Source organism: Nocardioides proteolyticus (assembly GCF_051280635.3).
Classification (GTDB): domain Bacteria; phylum Actinomycetota; class Actinomycetes; order Propionibacteriales; family Nocardioidaceae; genus Nocardioides.
The window spans coordinates 98,239-117,366 of the sequence record NZ_JBNBPO030000005.1; the positions used below are offsets into that span (position 1 = coordinate 98,239).

Annotated in this window: 22 protein-coding genes; 10 read left to right on the forward strand and 12 right to left on the reverse strand. The window is 73.9% G+C overall.

The genetic code is table 11. The features are described 5' to 3' along the window. Positions 1 to 15: 15 nt before the first annotated feature. Both ACPOLA_RS04625 and ACPOLA_RS04630 read left to right on the forward strand, forming a co-directional pair. Positions 16 to 681 carry a potassium channel family protein gene (locus ACPOLA_RS04625; protein WP_435769222.1) on the forward strand — a complete coding sequence of 222 codons (666 nt, stop codon included), beginning with the start codon at positions 16 to 18 and terminating at the stop codon, positions 679 to 681. A gap of 14 nt (positions 682 to 695) precedes the next feature. After that, a complete protein-coding gene (locus ACPOLA_RS04630; protein ID WP_435769223.1) occupies positions 696 to 1,373 on the forward strand; it encodes a potassium channel family protein in 678 nt (225 codons plus the stop codon). Between the two features lie 31 nt (positions 1,374 to 1,404). On the opposite strand, the gene ACPOLA_RS04635 is transcribed toward ACPOLA_RS04630, so the two are convergent. The 4 genes from ACPOLA_RS04635 to dut are packed head-to-tail and all read right to left on the reverse strand — an operon-like array spanning position 1,405 to position 3,733. Continuing rightward, a complete protein-coding gene (locus tag ACPOLA_RS04635; protein ID WP_435769224.1) occupies positions 1,405 to 2,184 on the reverse strand; it encodes a DUF3159 domain-containing protein in 780 nt (259 codons plus the stop codon). Then, positions 2,181 to 2,543: an OB-fold nucleic acid binding domain-containing protein gene (locus tag ACPOLA_RS04640; protein WP_435769225.1), complete on the reverse strand. Its 363-nt coding sequence runs from the start codon at positions 2,541 to 2,543 to the stop codon at positions 2,181 to 2,183. The genes ACPOLA_RS04635 and ACPOLA_RS04640 overlap by 4 nt, the downstream gene beginning before the upstream one ends. Before the next feature lie 11 nt (positions 2,544 to 2,554). Then, the gene (locus tag ACPOLA_RS04645) at positions 2,555 to 3,214 is read right to left on the reverse strand and encodes a DUF3710 domain-containing protein (protein WP_435769226.1); all 660 of its coding nucleotides are present in this window, start codon (positions 3,212 to 3,214) and stop codon (positions 2,555 to 2,557) included. Between the two features lie 48 nt (positions 3,215 to 3,262). Further along, positions 3,263 to 3,733 (reverse strand): dUTP diphosphatase, encoded by a 471-nt coding sequence (dut, locus tag ACPOLA_RS04650; protein ID WP_435769227.1) that lies wholly within the window; start codon positions 3,731 to 3,733, stop codon positions 3,263 to 3,265. 52 nt (positions 3,734 to 3,785) lie between these two features. On the opposite strand from dut, the gene ACPOLA_RS04655 reads away from it, so the two are divergent. Both ACPOLA_RS04655 and ACPOLA_RS04660 read left to right on the forward strand, forming a co-directional pair. Continuing rightward, positions 3,786 to 4,253: a DUF3093 domain-containing protein gene (locus tag ACPOLA_RS04655; protein WP_435769228.1), complete on the forward strand. Its 468-nt coding sequence runs from the start codon at positions 3,786 to 3,788 to the stop codon at positions 4,251 to 4,253. 20 nt (positions 4,254 to 4,273) lie between these two features. Further along, positions 4,274 to 4,564 (forward strand): DUF4235 domain-containing protein, encoded by a 291-nt coding sequence (locus tag ACPOLA_RS04660; protein WP_435769229.1) that lies wholly within the window; start codon positions 4,274 to 4,276, stop codon positions 4,562 to 4,564. Positions 4,565 to 4,844: 280 nt separating this feature from the next. Here the strand turns inward: ACPOLA_RS04660 and ACPOLA_RS04665 are convergent, their stop codons facing one another. The 3 genes from ACPOLA_RS04665 to ACPOLA_RS04675 all read right to left on the reverse strand — a co-directional run bounded on the left by ACPOLA_RS04665 (position 4,845) and on the right by ACPOLA_RS04675 (position 7,181). Continuing rightward, complete coding sequence (locus ACPOLA_RS04665) at positions 4,845 to 5,135, reverse strand: DUF4193 domain-containing protein (RefSeq protein WP_240249118.1); 291 nt, start codon at positions 5,133 to 5,135, stop codon at positions 4,845 to 4,847. Positions 5,136 to 5,274: 139 nt separating this feature from the next. Then, positions 5,275 to 6,093: an inositol monophosphatase family protein gene (locus ACPOLA_RS04670; RefSeq protein ID WP_435769230.1), complete on the reverse strand. Its 819-nt coding sequence runs from the start codon at positions 6,091 to 6,093 to the stop codon at positions 5,275 to 5,277. Continuing rightward, positions 6,090 to 7,181 carry a ferrochelatase gene (locus tag ACPOLA_RS04675; RefSeq protein ID WP_435769231.1) on the reverse strand — a complete coding sequence of 364 codons (1,092 nt, stop codon included), beginning with the start codon at positions 7,179 to 7,181 and terminating at the stop codon, positions 6,090 to 6,092. Before ACPOLA_RS04675 ends, ACPOLA_RS04670 begins: the two co-directional genes overlap by 4 nt. A 32-nt stretch (positions 7,182 to 7,213) precedes the next feature. Here ACPOLA_RS04675 and ACPOLA_RS04680 point away from each other — a divergent pair, with 32 nt between their 5' ends. Together ACPOLA_RS04680 and ACPOLA_RS04685 are read left to right on the forward strand one after the other, a co-directional pair. Further along, positions 7,214 to 8,440, forward strand: a complete 1,227-nt coding sequence (locus ACPOLA_RS04680; protein ID WP_435769232.1) for an MFS transporter — start codon at positions 7,214 to 7,216, stop codon at positions 8,438 to 8,440. Next, complete coding sequence (locus ACPOLA_RS04685) at positions 8,400 to 9,728, forward strand: D-arabinono-1,4-lactone oxidase (RefSeq protein WP_435769233.1); 1,329 nt, start codon at positions 8,400 to 8,402, stop codon at positions 9,726 to 9,728. Before ACPOLA_RS04680 ends, ACPOLA_RS04685 begins: the two co-directional genes overlap by 41 nt. Positions 9,729 to 9,742: 14 nt before the next feature. Here ACPOLA_RS04685 and ACPOLA_RS04690 read toward each other — a convergent pair whose 3' ends face one another. Then, the gene (locus ACPOLA_RS04690) at positions 9,743 to 10,540 is read right to left on the reverse strand and encodes an SDR family oxidoreductase (RefSeq protein ID WP_435769234.1); all 798 of its coding nucleotides are present in this window, start codon (positions 10,538 to 10,540) and stop codon (positions 9,743 to 9,745) included. A 75-nt stretch (positions 10,541 to 10,615) separates the two neighbouring features. On the opposite strand from ACPOLA_RS04690, the gene ACPOLA_RS04695 reads away from it, so the two are divergent. The 3 genes from ACPOLA_RS04695 to ACPOLA_RS04705 all read left to right on the forward strand — a co-directional run bounded on the left by ACPOLA_RS04695 (position 10,616) and on the right by ACPOLA_RS04705 (position 14,134). Next, the gene (locus ACPOLA_RS04695; protein ID WP_435769235.1) at positions 10,616 to 11,008 is read left to right on the forward strand and encodes a YchJ family protein; all 393 of its coding nucleotides are present in this window, start codon (positions 10,616 to 10,618) and stop codon (positions 11,006 to 11,008) included. 130 nt (positions 11,009 to 11,138) lie between these two features. Continuing rightward, on the forward strand, positions 11,139 to 12,062 hold the full coding sequence (sepH, locus tag ACPOLA_RS04700) for a septation protein SepH (protein ID WP_435769236.1): 924 nt from the start codon (positions 11,139 to 11,141) through the stop codon (positions 12,060 to 12,062). 26 nt (positions 12,063 to 12,088) lie between these two features. Then, positions 12,089 to 14,134, forward strand: coding sequence for an SDR family oxidoreductase (locus tag ACPOLA_RS04705; protein WP_435769237.1), 2,046 nt, complete (start codon positions 12,089 to 12,091; stop codon positions 14,132 to 14,134). Here the strand turns inward: ACPOLA_RS04705 and ACPOLA_RS04710 are convergent. Then, the gene (locus ACPOLA_RS04710) at positions 14,115 to 14,960 is read right to left on the reverse strand and encodes a sulfurtransferase (protein ID WP_435769238.1); all 846 of its coding nucleotides are present in this window, start codon (positions 14,958 to 14,960) and stop codon (positions 14,115 to 14,117) included. The genes ACPOLA_RS04705 and ACPOLA_RS04710 overlap by 20 nt on opposite strands. Beyond that, a complete protein-coding gene (locus ACPOLA_RS04715) occupies positions 14,957 to 16,018 on the reverse strand; it encodes a GNAT family N-acetyltransferase (protein WP_435769239.1) in 1,062 nt (353 codons plus the stop codon). The genes ACPOLA_RS04710 and ACPOLA_RS04715 overlap by 4 nt, the downstream gene beginning before the upstream one ends. 72 nt (positions 16,019 to 16,090) lie before the next feature. On the opposite strand from ACPOLA_RS04715, the gene ACPOLA_RS04720 reads away from it, so the two are divergent. Then, on the forward strand, positions 16,091 to 16,531 hold the full coding sequence (locus tag ACPOLA_RS04720) for a hypothetical protein (RefSeq protein ID WP_435769240.1): 441 nt from the start codon (positions 16,091 to 16,093) through the stop codon (positions 16,529 to 16,531). Between the two features lie 28 nt (positions 16,532 to 16,559). Here the strand turns inward: ACPOLA_RS04720 and ACPOLA_RS04725 are convergent, their stop codons facing one another. Both ACPOLA_RS04725 and ACPOLA_RS04730 read right to left on the reverse strand, forming a co-directional pair. Then, positions 16,560 to 18,020, reverse strand: a complete 1,461-nt coding sequence (locus tag ACPOLA_RS04725; RefSeq protein ID WP_435769241.1) for a glutamate-cysteine ligase family protein — start codon at positions 18,018 to 18,020, stop codon at positions 16,560 to 16,562. A gap of 26 nt (positions 18,021 to 18,046) precedes the next feature. After that, positions 18,047 to 19,069 carry a DUF4192 domain-containing protein gene (locus ACPOLA_RS04730; RefSeq protein WP_435769242.1) on the reverse strand — a complete coding sequence of 341 codons (1,023 nt, stop codon included), beginning with the start codon at positions 19,067 to 19,069 and terminating at the stop codon, positions 18,047 to 18,049. Between the last annotated feature and the right edge of the window lie 59 nt (positions 19,070 to 19,128).

The window sequence follows — 19,128 nt, forward strand, 5'->3', positions numbered from 1 at the left end:
CGCTACGGTGAACCCGTGCACGTCGTGATCATGGGATGCGGCCGCGTGGGCTCGACCCTGGCGCGCAGTCTGGAGGACCGCAACCACACCGTCTCGGTCATCGACAGCGAGCCCGACGCGTTCCGGCGCCTCGGCCCCGGCTTCAACGGCGACAAGGTGCCCGGGATCGGCTTCGACCAGGAGGTGCTGGAGAAGGCCGGGATCCGGCGTGCCGACGCGTTCGCCGCGGTCTCCAGCGGCGACAACTCCAACATCATCGCCGCGCGCGTCGCACGCGAGACGTTCGGCATCCAGCAGGTCGTCGCCCGCATCTACGACCCGGGCCGGGCCGAGGTCTACCAGCGGCTGGGCATCACCACGGTCGCCACCGTCCGCTGGACCGCCGACCAGGTGCTGCGCCGGATCCTGCCCGCCGGCGCCGAGCCGGACTTCCGCGACCCGTCGGGCACCATCCGGGTCGACCACCTGCCGGTCACCGAGGCGTGGGTCGGCTCGAGCGTGGAGCGGCTCCAGGAGCAGGCGCGCTGCCGGGTGGCGTGGATCGACCGGCTCGGCGAGGGCGTGCTGCCGAACCGCGACAGCGTCATCCAGGAGGGCGACATGCTGCACCTGGTGGTCCGCGAGGACACGGCCGAGCTGACCTACGAGGTGTTCGGTCGCGGCCCGGATCACGAGGCCTGAGGAGGGAGGGTGAGATGAGGGTCGCCATCGCCGGTGCCGGCGCCGTCGGTCGCTCGATCGCGCGCGAGCTGATCGAGAACGGTCACGAGGTGCTGCTGATCGACAAGTCCGCCAGCGCCATCCGGCCGGAGCGGGTGCCCGAGGCGGAGTGGCTGCTGGCCGACTCCTGCGAGCTGTCCTCGCTCGAGGAGGCCCGCCTCGACAAGTGCGACGTCGTGATCGCCGCGACGGGGGACGACAAGGCCAACCTGGTGACCGCGCTGCTCGCCAAGACCGAGTTCGGCGTCCCGCGCACGGTCGGCCGGGTCAACCACCCCAACAACGAGTGGCTGTTCACCGAGGCCTGGGGGGTGGACGTCAACGTGTCGACCCCGCGGATCATGTCGGCCCTCGTCGAGGAGGCGGTGACCGTCGGCGACCTGGTGCGGTTGTTCACCTTCCGCCAGGGCAACGCCAACCTGGTGGAGATGACCCTGCCGCTCGACTCCCCCTACGTCGGCAAGGCGTCGGGCCTGATCCCGCTGCCGGAGAACTGCGCCCTGGTGACGATCCTGCGCGACGGCCAGGTCTACGTGCCCGCACCGGAGCAGCCGGTCGAGGCCGGCGACGAGCTGCTCTTCGTCGTCCCCGCCGAGGCCGAGGATGGGCTCGAGCGGCTCCTGGCACCCGCGGCGCACCCGGCGAAGGACTGACCGGACCGCCTCCAGCCCGTCCCGACCGGCCTCAGCCGGGCGACTGGTCCGCGGCGGGCGTCGCCGGCTCCACCCGCTCCAGCGGCGTGGCGTTGCGCGCGAGCAGCCACACCATCGCCGACCACGAGGCGATCCGCAGCGCCCAGCCGAGACCGCTGCGCAGGACCAGGATGAGCACCACCGCGTGGTCGGGGTCGATCGCGTCGCTGTAGCCGAGCAGCCACACCGGCCCCTGCAGCAGCACGCCGATCGCGCCGGGCAGCAGCATCACCCAGGTCAGCCGGGTGCACAGCCGGACCACCTGCTTGTCCCGGTGCCACGCGGTCGCGTCGCCCGTCACGCTGCCCAGCATGAACCCGAGCAGCGGCCAGCCCGCCAGGCAGGACGCGCCCAGCACGATCGTGTAGCCGAGGCTGATCAGGATGCCGGGCAGGAAGAACGCCAGCGCCTGGTCGGTCTCCGAGCCGCCCGAGCTCTCCGCCCACCGGACGAAGACCCAGCCCAGGGCGATCCCGAAGATGGCGTTGAGCACGTACTGGGTGCTGCTGCGCTGCACCAACCGGGCGAGCAGCGCCAGGCCGGCGAACGCGAGGCTGGAGACCAGCGCCCACTGGAGCTCCTTGGTGGTCAGCCAGACCACCGTGAAGACGATGCCGGGGATCGCCGCCTCGAGGATGCCGCGGCGTCCCCCGAGCGAGTCCGACAGCTGGCGCCGGACCAGCGCCTCGACGGTGTCGATGCCGACGTGCGCGGGCACCGGCGTGCCGGGCTCCTCCCGCTCGTCCCGCTCCTGCGGGTCGCCGGTGCTCACAGCAGCTCGTACTTCGGGTTGTAGAGGATCCGCGCGCCGTCGGGCATCCGCCCGATCCGCCCGGCGACCTCCATCGCCCGGCCCGGGTCGATGCCGGCGATCCGCCGGCGCCCGAGCCACACGATCGTCACGGTGCCCGTGCCGTCGTACAGCTCCGCCTCGAGGGCCGGTACGCCGCCGCGCGGGCGGAGGGTCACCGTGCGCAGGCTGCCGCGGAGCCGAACCGGCTCCCGCTCGGGTGCCTCCGCCACGGAGACCACCCCCGCCGTGGTGAAGGTACGGCGCAGGTCGCGGGCCTCCTGGTCGTCAGGGTTCGCCCACCTGCTGATGGTCCGCCGCAGGCGGCTGGTGGTGGTCATCGGCCTCGTCCTCAGGTCGCGGGAACGGCCTTCGGCCGGGCACCCTCGGGCAGCTCCAGGGGCAGCTGCTCCCCCACGGGCATGGCGTGCGCGCCGCGGCGGACCGCGACGTTGGCGATCGCCGCCTCCCACTCCTCCGCGGCCTCCGGCTCGCGCGCGGGCTCGCCGAGCAGCGTCGCCCGGAGCAGCCAGCGGGGACCGTTGATGCCGATCACGCGGGAGGTCTGGGTGCCGACCGCGCCGTCGGCCCGGGTCATCCGGACCTCGCAGACCAGCTCGGTGCCGAACCGGCCCTCGCGCTCGGTGGCGGTGCCGCCCCGGCGGGATGCGTCGGCCGCGATCTGCGGTCGGATCTCGCTCCAGAGATCCCCGTTGCGCGGGGCCGCGAAGGCGCGCAGCTCGAGCGCCCCGGCGTCCGTGGCGAGCAGCACCGCGCGCACCGCACCGGTCTTGTCGTCGACCTGGACCCGCAGCTCCTTGTCGGCGGTCGGTGCGACCAGCAGCGCACCGAGGTCGACCCGCTGGACCTCGTCGTCGGGCAGCTCGTCGATGTCGAAGGGACCCTCGAGGTCGCTCGCGGCCTCCGTCCCGGCGTCGTCCCCCGGCTCGTCGGCGGTCGTCGTCGGCTGGTCAGCCTCGGCGCCCTGCGTCGCCTTGCGCCGCAACCTCACTGTGTCCTCCTCGTCAGTCCGTGCGTCGAGCGTCCGAGCGCTTCTCCCTCACGCACCGAACCCTCCTGTGGAACCGTAGCCGCCGCTCCCACGGACGCTGTCCGGAAGGGCGTCCACCGCCACGAACCTCGCGCGCTCGAACCGCTGGACCACCAGCTGGGCGATCCGGTCGCCTCGACGCAGCACGATCGGCTCGGCCGGGTCGTGGTTGATCAGCAGCACCTTGATCTCTCCACGGTAGCCCGCGTCCACGGTGCCCGGCGTGTTGACGATCGACAGCCCGTGCCGGGCCGCCAGGCCGGAGCGGGGGTGGACGAGCGCGACGTAGCCGTCGGGCAGGGCGATCGCGATGCCGGTCGGGACCAGCGCGCGCTCACCGGGCGCCAGGGTGACGTCGACCGTCGTCACCAGGTCGGCGCCCGCGTCGCCGGGATGCGCGTAGGCAGGCAGCGGGAGGTCGGGGTCCAGCAGGGAGACCGCGATCTCCACGTCGTGGGCGAGGTCATCGGCGTGGGGCACGGGGAGGACCCTAACGACTGCGCCGCGGCGGGTGGATGGGATCATCCTCGGCGTGACCGACGGCGCCGGCGAGGCCTACCACGAACGGCTGAAGGTGCCGTTGCGGTGGTGGGCCCAGGGCACCATGGCCGTGGCCGCGCTGTGGCTGAGCGTGGTCGTCGCCCTGCCCGGTCCGGTCGCGTGGGCGATCACCGGTGGCGCGATGGGGCTGCTGGCCCTGTGCCTGTTCGCCTACGGCGACGCCCGGGTGGCCGTCGCGGACGGCTGGTTCCGGGCCGGCCGCGCGCGGATCCAGGCGTCGTACGTCGGCGCCGTGGCGGCGCTCGACGCGGAGGAGACGCGGCGGGTCGCCGGCCCGGAGGCCGACGCGCGGGCCTACCTGCTCCTGCGGCCCTACCTCAAGCGTGCGGTGAGGGTCGAGATCGCCGACCCGGCCGACCCCACGCCGTACTGGCTGGTGAGCTCGCGGCACCCCGAGGCACTGGCCCGGGCCCTCGACGCGGCCCGGAGCGGGTCCTGATCGACCAGTAGGCTCGGGGCATGGCAAAGGACAGCTCCAAGTTCTGGTCGGTGTTCTCCCTCGCGGCGGCGCTCGGCGCGGCCGCGCTCGCCAAGAAGGGCATCGACGGCGGCTGGAAGGTCGCCACCGGCAAGGAGCCGCCCGAGAACCCCGCCGACCCCGACGTCGACGTGTGGGAGGCGGTGGCGTGGGCCGCCGTCAGCGGCACCTTCATCGGCCTGGCCAAGATGCTGGCCCAGCGCCGCGCGGCCAGCTACTACCTGCGGTCCACGGGTCACCTGCCGCCGCCGCTGCGCAAGAAGAACGCCTGACGGACGGACCGGCACGCCGCGCGCGGATCAAGCACGCGGCAGCGCGGCGAGAGGCACCTCCCGGGCAGCTTGCTGCCCTCCCCCCGGTGCCGAAGACGCGCTCGCGCGGATCAAGCACGCGCGGCAGCGCGGCGAGAGGCACCTCCCGGGCAGCTTGCTGCCCTCCACCCGGTGCCGAAGACGCGCTCGCGCGAATCAAGCACGCGCGGCAGCGCGGCGAGAGGCACCTCCCGGGCAGCTTGCTGCCCTCCCCCCGGTGCCGCAGACGCGCTCGCGCGAATCAAGCACAGTCGAAGCAGATCATCTTCTTCTCGTCGGCCAGCTGGCTGCGGTGGTGGACCAGGAAGCAGCTCATGCAGGTGAACTCGTCCTCCTGCTTGGGCTTCACCTCGACGGCGAGCTCCTCGTGGGAGAGGTCGGCGCCGGGGAGCTCGAAGGACTCGGCGGCCTCCGCCTCGTCCTCGTCGACCTTGCCGGAGTTCTTGTCGTGGCGGCGCGCCTTGAGCTCTTCGATGCTCTCCTCGGACTGCTCGTCCTCGTTCTTGCGCGGTGCGTCGTAATCGGTCGCCATGACGTCTGCTCTCTCCCCTCGGCTGGCCGGCCCCAGGCACGGGATGGCCTGGTACGGCGCGGCAGATTGTGCACCATCGGTGTCGTCGCGCGACACCCGGGTGGATGCGCGAGTCGCCAGAACAGAAGGTGACGCCGCCCTATTCCCGCAGGAATCCAGCGAATCGTACGGCCTCGAGCAGCTCGTCGAACCCGTGGTCTGGACCGCAGACGATCGCCTCGGTGCCGGCCGCGCCGACGGTGACCAGGGTCCGGGCGCCCGCGAGCCGGGCGATCAGCGCGCCGGCGGCGTGGTCCCAGAGGTGGACCCCCTCCTCGACGTAGCCGTCGAGCGCGCCCTCCGCCACCCGGCACAGGTCGAGGGCGCAGGAGCCGGTGCGCCGGATGTCGCGCACCTCGGGCAGCAGCCGCGCGGCCGCTGCGGCCTGCACGGTGCGGACCTCGCGGGTGTAGTTGAACCCGGTGGCGACCAGCCGCCGGGCCAGCGGCGCAGGAGGACGTACGGCGACCGGCCGGCCGTCGCGGGTCGCCACTCCCCCGGCGGGGCCGGCCGCCGGGTCGAGGTGGCCGGCGTACACGACGTCCTTGGCGACGTCGACCACCACGCCCGCGACCACGTCGCCGTCGACCTCGGCGGCGACCGAGACGGCGTACTCGGGGATGCCGTAGAGGAAGTTCACGGTGCCGTCGATGGGGTCGACGATCCAGCGGACGCCGGAGCTGCCGGCCACGTCGTCGCCCTCCTCGCCGAGGAGGGCGTCGTGCGGTCGCGCCGCGAGGATCCGCTCGCGCACCAGCTCCTCGGTGGCCCGGTCGGCCGCGGTGACGACGTCGACCTCGCTGGACTTGGTCGCCGCGACGCTGACCTCGCGGGCGGCGTGCTGCCGCACGAGGGTCGCGGCCTCGGTGGCGACGGCCCTCGCCAGCCCGGCCAGCCCGGCCGGCGTGGGAGCGGTCACCGGGCGACGGTCCGGCCGCCGAGGCAGCAGCCGGCGGGGCAGCAGTCGTGCACCGGTCCGAGCGAGCCCAGCGCGGGCCGGTCGACGGTCTCCCCCCGCTCGGTGGCGGCGCGCTCGAGGACCAGCTCGCGGATCGCCGCGACGAACCGGGGATGGGTGCCGCTGCTCGCCGACCGCACGGCCGGGAGGCCGAGCCGCTCGGCGGTGGCGAGGGCCTCGGTGTCGAGGTCGTAGACGACCTCCATGTGGTCGGAGACGAACCCGACCGGGACGAGCACGACCGCCGCGGCCCCCTCGGCGGCCAGCTCCTCGAGCCGGTCGTTGACGTCGGGCTCCAGCCAGGGCGTCTGCGGCGAGCCGGACCGCGAGCAGAAGACCAGCTCGTGGGCGCGGTCGACCCCGCTGCTCTCGGCGACCTGCGCGGCGACCACGTCGGCGACGTCGCGGTGCTGCGCGAGGTAGGCCCCGCCGTCGGGACCGCTGTCGTCGTTCATCGCGTCGGGGATCGAGTGGGTGACGAAGACCAGCCGGGCGAGGTGGCGGAGGTCCTCGGGCAGGTCGGCGAGCGCGTCGAGGACGCCGTCGACGACCGACGCCACGAAGCCGGGATGGTTGTAGTAGGGCCGGATCTTGTCCAGCCGCGGGGCGACCAGCCCGTCGGGCACCGCCTCGGCGGCGGCCTCCAGGTTGCCGAGGTACTGCCGGCAGCTCGACCAGGAGGAGTACGCCGACGTGGCGAGGCACACCGCTCGCCGTACCCCGTCGGCAGCCATCCGGGCGACGGTGTCGGTCAGGTAGGGGTCCCAGTTGCGGTTGCCCCAGTAGACCGGCAGGTCCACGCCGTTGGCGGCGAAGTCGGCCTCGATCGCGGCGATCAGCGCGCGGTTCTGGTCGTTGATCGGCGAGCGGCCGCCGAACAGGAAGTAGTGCTCCCCGACCTGCTCGAGCCGCTCGCGGGGGATGCCGCGTCCGCGGGTGACGTTCTCGAGGAAGGGCACGACGTCCTCGGGCTTCTCGGGCCCCCCGAACGAGACGAGGAGGAGGGCGTCGTACGGGTCCGTGGTGGGCAGCTGCCCTTGATTCGGCACTCGCCCATCGTAGGGAGGAAGATCCAGTCGCCATGCTCGCGTCCTACCGCCACATCTTCTCCCGCCCGACCGCCCTGTTCAGCGCGACGGGCCTGGTGGCGCGGTTGCCCATTTCGATGGTGGGTCTCGGCATCGTGCTGCTCGCCGAGCACGAGTCCGGCTCCTACGGCTTCGCCGGCTCCGTCTCGGCCGTCACGCTGATCGCCAACGCGCTCTTCGCCGTCGTGCAGGGCCGCCTCATCGACCGGCTGGGTCAGGGCCGGGTGCTGCCCGTCGTGATCAGCGTGTGGGGCATCGGGCTCGCCGGGACGATGGCGTCGCTGTCGTGGGACTGGCCGACCTGGTCGACGTACCTCCTCGCCGCGGTCACCGGCGCCTCCCTCCCGTCGGTCGGCACCTGCGTGCGGGCGCGGTGGGCGCACCGGCTCATCGACCACCCGGAGCGGCTGCACACCGCCTTCTCGTTCGAGGCGGTCGCCGACGAGGCGGTCTTCCTCATCGGTCCGATCGCGGTGACCATGCTCGCCACCGCCGTGCACCCGCTCGCCGGGCTCGGCACGGCCCTGCTCGCCGGCGTCGTCGGGACGTTCGCGTTCGCCGCCCAGCGCGGCACCGAGCCGCCGGCGCATCCGCCCGTCCGCACGCCCGGTGAGCGGCAGCCGATGCCGTGGGCGGCGATCGGTCCGCTCACCCTCGCCTCGGCGGCGCTCGGCGTGCTGTTCGGCGCCGCCGAGGTCGTCACCGTGGCATTCGCCGAGGAGCAGGGGCGCAAGTCCGCCGCGGGGTTCCTGCTGGCGATCTGGGCGCTCGGCAGCCTCCTCGCCGGCGTCGTCTCCGGCGCGATCACCTGGAAGCGGGGTCCCGCGGTCCGGCTGCGCTGGGGCGCCCTCGGGATGGCGCTGGCCATGCTGCCGCTGCCCTTCGTCCCCTCGCTGCCCGTGATGGGCGTGGTGCTGCTCGTCGGCGGACTGGCCATCTCGCCGACCCTGATCGCAGCGATGTCGCTCGCCGAGCAGGTGCTGCCGCCGGCGCGGCTGACCGAGGGCATGGCGTTCATCCAGACCGGGCTGGCGGCCGGCCTCGCGCCCGGAGCCGCGGTCGCCGGCGTCGTCATCGACGAGGCCGGCGCGTCGCCGGCCTACGTGGTGTGCGCGGTCGGCGGGCTGATCACCCTGGTCGGTGCCCTGCTGACCCGGGTGCCGACTACGGTGCGGTCCCATGAGCCGTCGGTCGGGACCTCCGGGGAGCACGTGGCATAACTGGTCGGGCCTGGAGTCCGCCTCCGGGCTGCGCCCGGTCTCCCCTGCCGGCGCCGAGGAGGTCGCGGACGCGGTCGTCGCCGCCCGGGCGGCCGGCGAGACGGTCAAGGCGGCGGGCACCGGCCACAGCTTCACCGCGATCGCGCAGCCCCGGCACGTGCACCTGCTGCCCGACCGGATGCGCGGCATCGTCGCCGTCGACCGGGAGGCGATGACCGTGACCGCCCTCGCCGGCACCCAGCTGAAGGCGTTCAACGCCGCGCTCGAGGGGCTCGGGCTCAGCCTGCACAACATGGGCGACATCGCCGAGCAGACCCTCGCCGGGGCGATCTCCACCGGCACCCACGGCACCGGCGGCCGGACGGCCGGGCTGGCGGCGCAGGTCGTGGCGCTGGAGCTGGTGACCGGCACCGGCGAGGTGCTCCGTGCCTCGGCGACGGAGAACCCCGACGTGCTCGAGCTCGCCCGGGTGGGGCTGGGCGCGCTGGGGGTGCTGGTCACCGTCACCTTCGCCGTGGAGCCGCTGTTCCTGCTCCGCGCCGAGGAGCGCCCGATGGCCTGGGACGCGGCCCTCGGCTCCTTCGACGAGCTGGCGGCGTCGTACGACCACGTGGACATGTACTGGTTCCCGCACTCCGACCGGGTCCTGACCAAGCGCAACCAGCGGGCGGGCACCGACCTCGCGGCCGCCGACCCGCTGCCGCGCTGGCGTGCGCGGCTGGACGACGACCTGCTCTCCAACAAGGTCTTCGGCGCGCAGACCGCGGCGCTCAACCTGGCGCCGCCGGCGGTCCCCGCGGCCAACCGGGTCGCGTCGCGGCTGCTCGGACCGCGCACCTACACCGACGTCGCGCACCGCGTGTTCACCACCGAGCGGGCCGTGGTCTTCCGGGAGATGGAGTACGCCGTGCCCCGGGAGGCCGGGCTCTCGGCGCTGCGGGAGTGCCGGGCCGCGCTGGAACGGTCGGGCCTCCGGGTCTCGTTCCCGGTGGAGATCCGGGTGGCGCCGGCGGACGACGTGCCGCTGTCGACCGCGAGCGGTCGCGACTCCCTCTACCTCGCCTTCCACACCCACCGCCGGGCCGACCACACCGCCTACTTCGCCCTGATGGAGGCGATCGTGCGCGACCACGACGGCCGTCCCCACTGGGGCAAGCTGCACAGCCTCGATGCGGACGACCTCGCCGCCCGCTACCCCCGGTTTCCCGACTTCGTCGCCCTCCGCGACCGGCTCGACCCCGACCGCGTCTTCACCAACCCCTACCTCACCCGCGTCCTCGGCCCCTGAGCCGATCCGGGCGGTCAGCCGCCGCTGCGCCAGCCACCGGTGAGGCCGTCGTGGCCGTGGGCGGCCATCAGGGAGAGGCCACCGTCGACGACGTACGACGACCCGGTGACGTACGACGCCCGCGGGGAGACCAGGAAGCCGATGACCGAGGCGACCTCGTTGACGTGTCCGGGCCGGCCGGTCGGGTTGCCCGGCCGCTCCTCGTGAAAGGCCTGGGCCTCGTCCTGGCCGGTCATCGGCGTGGAGATCTCGCCGGGTGCGACGGCGTTGACGGTGATGCCGTGCTCGGCGAGCTCGAGGGCGAGCACCTTCGTCAGCATGCCGAGCCCCGCCTTCGCGCTGCAGTACGCGGCCGCCCCGTAGCGCGGGAGGTGCTCGTGGACGCTGGTGATGTTGACGATCCGGCCGCCGTGGCCGGCGGCGGCCATGATCCGCGCGGCGCGCTGGGCGCACAGGAACGGGCCGTCGAGATCGGTGGCGAGCACCTCGCGCCAGGACTCGAACGACAGGTCGAGCGCCTGGTCGCTGTGGCCGGTGCCGGCGACGTTGACCAGCACGCCGAGGCCGCCGAGCTGGTCGGCAAGCCGGTCGACGACGTCCCCGGCGTCGGGCCGCGAGGCGTCGAAGGCCTCCACGAACGCCCGCTGCCCGCGTTCCTCCACCGCGGCGACCGTGTCGCGCAGGCCCGCCACGTCGCGGTGGCAGGTGAGGCCGACGTCGAACCCCTCGGTCGCGAGGAGCTCGGCGGTGGCCTTGCCGATGCCCGAGTCGCTGCCGGTGACGATCGCCTTGCGCGGGAGGTTGTCGCTCATGCCGGGTCGGTACCCCCGCCCCAGCGCCCGGATACGGAACGTGGGCGGACCGGCGAAGGCACCACAATCGGCGCCATGACCAGGAAGCGCGACTGCCCCTGCGGCACCGGCCGGCGGTACGACGCCTGCTGCCGCCCCTTCCACGCCGACGCCGCCGCGCCGGTGACCGCCGAGGAGCTGATGCGGTCGCGGTACGCCGCGTTCGTGGTGGGCGACGCGTCGTACCTGCTGCGGACCTGGCACCCGGCGACGCGGCCGGAGTCGCTGGAGCTCGACGACCGGGTGCAGTGGACCGGGCTGCGGGTTCTCGCCACCGAGGCGGGTGGCCCGGACGACCAGCGTGGCGTCGTGGAGTTCCGGGCCGAGCACGTCGTCGACGGGCGGCCCGCGACCCTGCACGAGGTGAGCCGGTTCCGGCGGCAGGACGGCGCGTGGCGCTACGTCCGCGGCCGGGCGACCTGGTCGTGACGGCTCGGCCGCACCGGGAGAAATGTCGACACGTCGCCACACGCCGGGCGCGCAACCCGATCCGGCGCGCTCCGCGGCGTAGGCTCGGCGCCACCGGAGCAGCACCCACGCAGGACCGAGGACGGAAACGATGGCGGACAAGGCGGAGCAGGCCGCGCTCAGCCTCGCCGGTCTCACGAGCGACCGCCGCCTGCTCCTGGTCGACGACCAGGGCACCGAGTTCACCCTCGCCATCACGCCCGACCTCCGCAATGCCGTGCGCGGCGACGCTCCGCGTCGATTGGAGACCCAGATGACCAGCAGCATCCGTCCCCGCGAGATCCAGACCCGCATCCGTGCCGGCGAGTCCGCCGAGGCGGTCGCCGCCGCGGCGGGCACCACGGTCGACGCGATCATGCCCTACGTCGCGCCGGTGCTGGCCGAGCGCGAGCACGTCGCCGCCCGCGCCCAGAAGGCCTCGTTGCGCCGGCAGCCCGGCGACGCCGCGAGCCCGTCACCCGCCCACACCCAGAGCCGCGCGCTCGGCGACGCGGTGGCCGCCCGGCTGCGCGGCGTCGGCGCCGACCCCGCCGAGGTGACCTGGGACGCCTACCGGCGCGAGACGGGCCGGTGGGTGCTGTCGGCCGCCTACGAGACGGGTGAGCGCTCGGGCACCGCGCGGTTCACCTACGACGCGCCCGGCAACTACGCGCTGTCCGACAACGACGACGCCCGCTGGCTGGTCGGCGACCTCGTCGTGCCCGACCCCGCGCCGGCCCGCGACGACCTCCAGCAGGTGCGCGAGCGGCGGCTCGCCGCGGTGCCGGCCGACGAGCTGCCCCTGGGCGACGACGCCCTCGACCTCGTGGGCGCCGACGTCCCGGAGGTCCTGGACGTGCCCGAGCTGGAGTACGACGAGCCGATCCGCGCGACCGCCGACCAGCCGCCCACCCCCGACCCTGCGCGCGCCGACGCCGACGAGCCCGCGCGCCACCGTCGCCCCGTGCAGAAGAAGCGCGGTCGCGCCTCGGTGCCGAGCTGGGACGAGATCATGTTCGGCGGCTCTGACCAGTAGCCCGGGTTCGGGCGTAGCCTGCGGCCATGGCCTACTTCGTGACCGGCGCCACAGGCTTCATCGGGCGTCACCTCGTTGCCGAGCTCGTCGACCACCGCGAGGGTCCGGTGTTCGTGCTGGTGCGGGAGTCGTCGCTCCCGCGCATGGAGGCGCTGATCCGCGGGTGGGGCTCCACCCGCGTGCAGCCCGTCGTCGGCGACCTGGCGGCGCCCGGGCTCGGGGTCGACCCGGCGTGGGTCGAGGAGCACGCCGGATCCGTCGACCACTTCTTCCACCTCGCCGCGATCTACGACATGACCGCCGACGACGCGACCAACGAGGAGCTGAACGTCGGCGGCACCCGCCATGCGCTGGCCTTGGCCGAGAGCCTCCGGGTGGGCTGCTTCCACCAGGTCTCGTCGGTCGCCGCGGCCGGCGACCACGCCGGACCGTTCGACGAGTCGATGTTCGACGAGGGCCAGCCGCTCCCGTCGCCGTACCACCGGACGAAGCACGAGTCGGAGCGGATCGTCCGCGACGAGGCCACGGTGCCGTGGCGCGTCTACCGGCCCGCCATCGTGGTGGGGCACTCCGAGACGGGCGCGATGGACAAGATCGACGGGCCCTACTACTTCTTCCCGCTGATCAAGCGGCTGCGCGACTCGCTGCCCTCCTGGCTGCCGCTGATGGGAGTGGACCTCGGTGACACCAACCTGGTGCCGGTCGACTACGTCGCCAAGGCGATGGACCACCTCGCCCATCTCCCCGACCGTGACGGCGAGGCCTTCCACCTGGTGAACCCCGAGCCGCAGCCGGTGGTCGACATGATCAACGCGTTCTGCGCCGCCGCGGGCGCGCCGCGGTTCGCGACGCCGGTCGACCGCGGCGTCACCACCGCGGGGCCGCTGGGGCTGATCCCCGGGCCGCTGCGTCCCTCCCGCATCGTCAACGCCGTGGTGCGCTCGGCGCCGGCCCAGCTGGTGCTCGACCAGACCGTCGGCCGGCTGGGCATCCCGGCCGAGGTGCTCGCGCACACCTCGTTCGCGTCGGTCTTCGACTCCCGGCGCACCGAGAAGGCGCTCACCGGGTCGGGCATCGCCGTGCCGCCGCTGGAGACCTACGCCCGGGCGCTCTGGTCCTACTGGGAGGAGAACCTCGACGACTCCACGGCCCGCGACAGCAAGGCCCGCGCCGCGCTGACGGGGAAGTACGTCGTGATCACCGGCGCGTCCTCCGGCATCGGCAAGGTGACGGCGCTGAAGGTCGCCCAGGCCGGCGGCATCCCGGTGCTGGTGGCGCGGGGCAAGGAGAAGCTGGAGGAGACGCGCGCGACGATCGAGATGCGCGGCGGGCAGGCTCACGTCTTCGCCTGCGACCTGTCCGACCTCGAGGCCATCGACGACCTGTGCGAGCAGCTGGTGGCCGACCTGCCGAGCGTCGACTTCGTGGTCAACAACGCCGGCCGCTCGATCCGCCGCTCGCTGAAGCTCTCGCAGGACCGCTTCCACGACTTCGAGCGGACGATGCAGCTCAACTACTTCGGCGCCATCCGGCTGGTGATGGGCCTGATGCCGCAGCTCCACCGGCAGCGGTCGGGCCACGTCGTCAACATCTCCTCGATCGGGGTGCAGACCAACCCGCCCCGCTTCTCGGCCTACGTCGCCTCGAAGGCGGCCCTGGACGCGTGGAGCAACGTGGTCGCCTCGGAGGTGGTCGGCCACGGGATCACCTTCACCAACGTGCACATGCCGCTGGTGCGGACGCCGATGATCGCCCCGACGAAGATCTACGACAAGTTCCCCACCATCTCCCCCGCCCAGGCGGCCGACGTGGTGATCCGGGCGATGGTCGACAAGCCGCACGAGATCAACACCACCCTCGGCACCGCGGGCGCGCTGGCCCACACGGTCGCGCCGAAGGCCGCCTTCCGGGTGCTGAACCTGGCCTACCAGGTGTTCCCCGACTCCGCCGCCGCCAAGGGCCAGAAGCCGACCTCGGGTGCGGCGGCCGCCGCTGCCGAGGCGCCGGCGCCGAGTCACCGCGAGACCGAGCAGATGCTGATGGCGCAGCTCTTCAGGGGCGTCCACTGGTAGGCGCATCCCCCACCTCGACCGGGCGCGACGGGTCGGCGACCCACTCGCTCCAGCTGCCGGGGTAGAGGGCGGCGCGGACCCCGAGCAGCTCGAGGGCGAGCACGTCGTGGGCGGCGGTGACGCCGGAGCCGCAGTAGACCGCGACGTCCACCCCCGGCGCGGCCCCGACCTCCTCGTAGTACGGCGCGAGCCGGGCCGGCGGCCGGAACCGCCCGTGCATGTCGACGTTGCGGGCGGTGGGCACGTTGACCGCGCCGGGGATGTGTCCCGCGACCGGGTCGATCGGCTCGACCTCCCCGCGGTAGCGCTCCGGGGCCCGGGCGTCGATCAGCACGGTGCTGCCGAGCACCGACCCGGCGTCGACGACCGGCAGGTGCCCCGGGTCCGCACGGAAGGTGCCCGGCTCCGCCGAACCGCCGGGGTGGGCCGGGCCGGTCTCCACCGCCAGGCCCGCCGCCACCCACGCCGCCCAGCCGCCGTCGAGCACCCGCACGTCGCGATGACCGTGGAACCGCAGCAGCCACCAGCAGCGGGCGGCGGCATGACCGGCCCAGCCGTCGTACACGACCACCGGGCGGTCGAGGTGGACGCCCGCGCAACGCATGCCCGCCTCGAAGACGTCGGGCTCCGGCAGCGGGTGCCGGCCCCGCTCGCCCGCCGGTGCCGCGAGGTCCGTGTCGAGGTCGACGTACGACGCCCCGGGGATGTGCCCCGCGGCGAACTCCTCGGCGCCCGGCGGCCCGCCCTGTCGGTACCGCACGTCCAGCAGCGTGACCCCCGGGAGGGAGTCCGCGAGCTCGGGGACGTCGATCAGCGGCGAGGTCACTGGTCGGCCCCGAGCTCCTTGAACCACGACTCGATGACATAGGTGGTGGTCCAGCCCATCGACCGGTACAGCTCGTCGGCCCCGGTGGGGCTGTCGGCGTCGACCTCGAGGCCGACCCGGTCACGGCCGCGCTCCGCCGCGTCGGCGATCACGGTGTGCAGGAGGGCCTTCGCCACGCCACGCCCTCGCGCGTGCCGGTGCACTCCGATGTAGTCGATGTAGCTGCCCTCCTTGCCGTCGGCGTTGGCCGAGAGCACCGAGCTCACCACCGTGCCGGCCGCGAGCGGACGGTCCTCGCCCTCGACGAACGCGAGCCACCAGTGGTCCCAGCGGTGGCCGGGGTCCTCGCGCAGCCGCTGGACGAACTCGGGGAAGCTCTCGCGGTAGGAGTTGAAGTGGTCCTCGAACGAGGACTCGAGGATCTCGTGGACCAGGTGCAGGTCGGCGGCGACCGGCAGGCCGTTGTCGTGCGCCGCGACCCGGCGCACCGTGACGCCCTCCCGCGGCGGCGGGAGCGAGGTCGCCTCCTCCGGCCGCACCGGGCGGACCATCTGCGGCCAGCTGCGACGCATGTCGTAGCCGGCGGCGGCGAGCCAGCCACGCTGCACCTCGTCGTCGGCGAACGGGCTGGCGTCGAGCCGGGTGCCGCTGATGTTGCGCATCCGGCAGATGTCCCAGGCCCGGTCCTCGGCCCAGGCGTACATCCGGGCGGCGACCAGGTCCTGGTCGGCCACCGTCCGGTCGAGGTAGAGGAACACCATGGTGCGCCCGGCCGCACGGTCGTGGACCACGCACCACGCCCGGGGGACCCCGTCGGGGTCGACGGCGACGAGGTGACGGCGGGTCCAGGAGGCCGTCCCGACGAGCTCGGACTCGATCGTCTCCCGGTCGACCGAGGAGCCGGTGAACGGCTGCCGGTCCGCGCTGCGGAGGGCCACCAGCGCGTCGAGGTCGCCGAGGTCGGGGGGCCGGGTGGTCCATCCCGGCGGAAGGCCCTCGACCGGCTCCTGGTGCCCTGGGGGTGCGTCGTTCTGTGTCCGTTGCTCTGCAGAGGTCACCGGTCCATCCTGCCGCACCCCGCGCTGTGGACGACCGGGGCGGGTGCGACGCGGATCGGGCACGCTCGGGACATGCCTCCAGCCCCCGGGATCCGCGAGCCGGTGCCGCACGCGCTCCAGCGGGTGCTGCGCGCGGCGGTGCAGGAGCACGTCACCCGGGAGCGTCGCCGCGTCCATCCGCCGGTGCTGCACGTGGGCGTGCCCGGGCGCGCCGCCCGGCGTTTCGAGGTGCGTCCGGAGGACCGGCTCGACCATGCCCTGCGGGTGGAGGTCGTGCAGGCGATGTGCCGTCGCAGCCTGGCCCGCGAGCGGGTGCCGCTGGTGTGGCTGACCCGCGAGGCCGAGGGTCACGACGTGGAGGACCTCGCCTGGGCCGCGGCCACGGCTGCGGCCGGCGGCGAGCTGGGCGTCAGCCTCGACCTCGTCGTGGTGACGCGGAGCTCCTGGCGCGACCCACGCACCGGCGTCGGCCGTCAGTGGCGTCGGATCCGGCCGTCGCCGCCGCCCTCCTGACCGCGGTCGCCCGGCCGGCCGACGGAGGTCACCAGGTGTGGACCGGCCGGTTGGCCGCCATGTTGGCGCGGTAGTCGTTCAGGACCTCGCGCAGCGCGTCGTAGCGCTCCTCGGCCTGGCTCTCCCGCACCCGGCGGACGAACCACGCCGCGCCGTTGGTGGCCCCGAGGCAGCGCTGCTCGATGAGGGCGAGGTGCCGGTGGGCCTCCTCGGCGCCGACGCCCCACGCGACCAGCCCGTCGTGGGCCAGGGGCAGCAGGCGGCGCAGCACCAGCTCGGTGGCACGCACTCGGCCGACGCCCGGCCAGTAGACCTCGGCGTCGATGCCGTGCCGGGCGGCGTTGCGGAAGTTCTCCTCGGCCGCGCTGAACGACATCTGCGACCACAGCGGCCGCTCGCTGTCGGCGAGCGCACGCACCAGACCGAAGTAGAAGGCGGCGTTGGCGACGGTGTCGGCGACCGTCGGGCCGGCGGCGAGGATGCGGTTCTCCACCCGCAGGTGCGGCAGCCCGTCGCTGATGTCGTAGACCGGCCGGTTCCACCGGTAGATGGTGCCGTTGTGCAGCCGCAGCTCCTGCAGGTTGGGCGTGCCCCCCGCCTCGAGCACGGTGAGGGGGTCCTCCTCGTCGATGACCGGCAGCAGGGCGGGGAAGTAGCGGACGTTCTCCTCGAAGAGGTCGAAGACCGAGGTGATCCACCGCTCGCCGAACCACACCCGGGGGCGGACGCCCTGTGCCCGCAGCTCCTCGCTCCGCGTGTCGGTGGACTGCTCGAACAGCGGGATCCGGGTCTCGGCCCACAGCTCCTTGCCCAGGAGGTACGGCGAGTTCGCCGCCACGGCGAGCTGCACGCCGGCGATGGCCTGGGAGGCGTTCCAGAACGACGCGAACCGCTCCGGGCTGACCTGCACGTGGAACTGCGTGCTGGTGCACGCCGCCTCCGGCACGATCGTGTCGACCGTGGTGCGCAGGCGCTCGGTCCCGTGGATGTCGATGTGGATGTCCTCGCCGCGAGCCCGGAGGATCTGGTCGCTCAGCAGCGAGTAGCGCGGGTTGCCGCTGATCACGTCGGCGGCCAGGTGCTCCGGCGTCAGGGTCGGCAGGATGCCGATCATCACCAGGTGCGCGCCCAGGGCCGCGGACCGTCGCTCCGCCTCGTTGAGGCTCTCGCGCAGGTGCTTCTCGAACGCGTCGAGCCCGCCTTCGGCCAGCGGCCCCGGGGGCACGTTCATCTCGACGTTGAACTGACCCAGCTCGGTCTGGAAGTCAGGGTCGGCGATCGCCGCCAGCACCTCCTCGTTGCGCAGGGCCGGGTCACCGGCGTCGTCCACGAGGTTGAGCTCGACCTCGAGCCCGGTCCACGGGTCGTCGGTGTCGAACGCCGACTCCCGAAGCATCCGCTCGAACACGTCGAGGCAGCGGCGGACCTTCTGCCGGTAGCGCGTGCGGTCCGCCGGGACGAACTCCTGCTCGGCGACGTCATCACCCATGACCTGACACTAGCCAGCGGCGGCGATCACAACCCTGCCGACCAGTCGAAGCGGCCCCACCGGTCGGGCGGCACCGCGTGCTGCAGGAGGGTGGCCAGCGACCGCGCCAGGGCGTGCTCGGGGTCGGACCGCCGGCACCGGTCGACCGCGGCCCAGGCGAGCGCGCCGTCACCGGCCTGCCAGGCGGACCAGCCGAGCAGTCCGGCCGGGGCGGCGACCAGGGCCTCGGGCGTGCGCCGGACCACGTCCGCCCAGAACCGGACGTGCCCCTCGGCGTTGCCAGCACCGACCAGCGACAGCGCGGCATCGCGGACCTTCCCGACCTGGGTCGACCACACCAGCCGGGCGACCTCGGCGTCGGTCGGGGCACCGCCGGTCGCGACCCGCCACCGCACCAGGGACTCCACCCACCGGCCGGCCTGGAGGACCGCCGCCGCGCCGGTGGGCAGCACTGCCGCCGGCCCACGGTCGGCGGCCAGCGCGGCGCACACGGCGGCCACCGCCTCGGGGTCGGCCTCCAACGAGGCGACGAGGTCGTCCCGCGTGCGGTGGCGGATGCGGCCGGCCACCATCGCCTCGACGACGAAGGGGTGACATCCGACGTCATAGGGCGTTCGTTCCTCCGGCGCGGAGCGCGTCAGCTCCGCGAAGGTCTCGCCGTCGGCGTGGAGCGCGGTGACCAGCCGCATCCCCGCGCGGCGACAGCCGCGGCGCAGGGCCCGGTGGACGCCCGCGGCGGCCTCGGCGTCGGCGGTGAAGTAGAGCAGCACCAGACGTCGTACGCGATGATCGCGCGCCGGCTCGAGCAGGGCCTCCGCGACGTCGTGGAGCACCACCGGGGACTGGGCGGGAAGCGGCGGGATGTCGAGCCGGGCGTGGAAGGGCCGTCCGGCGCCGAAGGTGAGCATCACGATGGACTCCTCGGGCCAGAACCCGAGCAGGACCGGGGCGAGCGCCAGCAGGTCCTCGGGGGTCCGTGCGGTCAGCGTGGTCGGGCCGTGCAGGCCGTCGGGGTCGGACGGAGCGGAGGTCGGGTGGGGAGTCGTCATGCGTCGACGATCTCCAGCGGTCCGGACACCCGCAGCCCTGCGCGGCGCCGGCTGTGGAA

Coding starts and splice junctions, on each gene's coding strand:
- ACPOLA_RS04630 (WP_435769223.1), top strand. CDS start 696: ATGAGGGTCGCCATCGCCGGTGCCGGCGCCGTCGGTCGCTCGATCGCG.
- ACPOLA_RS04640 (WP_435769225.1), bottom strand. CDS start 2,543: ATGACCACCACCAGCCGCCTGCGGCGGACCATCAGCAGGTGGGCGAAC.
- ACPOLA_RS04660 (WP_435769229.1), top strand. CDS start 4,274: ATGGCAAAGGACAGCTCCAAGTTCTGGTCGGTGTTCTCCCTCGCGGCG.
- ACPOLA_RS04665 (WP_240249118.1), bottom strand. CDS start 5,135: ATGGCGACCGATTACGACGCACCGCGCAAGAACGAGGACGAGCAGTCC.
- ACPOLA_RS04680 (WP_435769232.1), top strand. CDS start 7,214: ATGCTCGCGTCCTACCGCCACATCTTCTCCCGCCCGACCGCCCTGTTC.
- ACPOLA_RS04685 (WP_435769233.1), top strand. CDS start 8,400: ATGAGCCGTCGGTCGGGACCTCCGGGGAGCACGTGGCATAACTGGTCG.
- ACPOLA_RS04690 (WP_435769234.1), bottom strand. CDS start 10,540: ATGAGCGACAACCTCCCGCGCAAGGCGATCGTCACCGGCAGCGACTCG.
- ACPOLA_RS04695 (WP_435769235.1), top strand. CDS start 10,616: ATGACCAGGAAGCGCGACTGCCCCTGCGGCACCGGCCGGCGGTACGAC.
- sepH (WP_435769236.1), top strand. CDS start 11,139: ATGGCGGACAAGGCGGAGCAGGCCGCGCTCAGCCTCGCCGGTCTCACG.
- ACPOLA_RS04705 (WP_435769237.1), top strand. CDS start 12,089: ATGGCCTACTTCGTGACCGGCGCCACAGGCTTCATCGGGCGTCACCTC.
- ACPOLA_RS04720 (WP_435769240.1), top strand. CDS start 16,091: ATGCCTCCAGCCCCCGGGATCCGCGAGCCGGTGCCGCACGCGCTCCAG.
- ACPOLA_RS04725 (WP_435769241.1), bottom strand. CDS start 18,020: ATGGGTGATGACGTCGCCGAGCAGGAGTTCGTCCCGGCGGACCGCACG.
- ACPOLA_RS04730 (WP_435769242.1), bottom strand. CDS start 19,069: ATGACGACTCCCCACCCGACCTCCGCTCCGTCCGACCCCGACGGCCTG.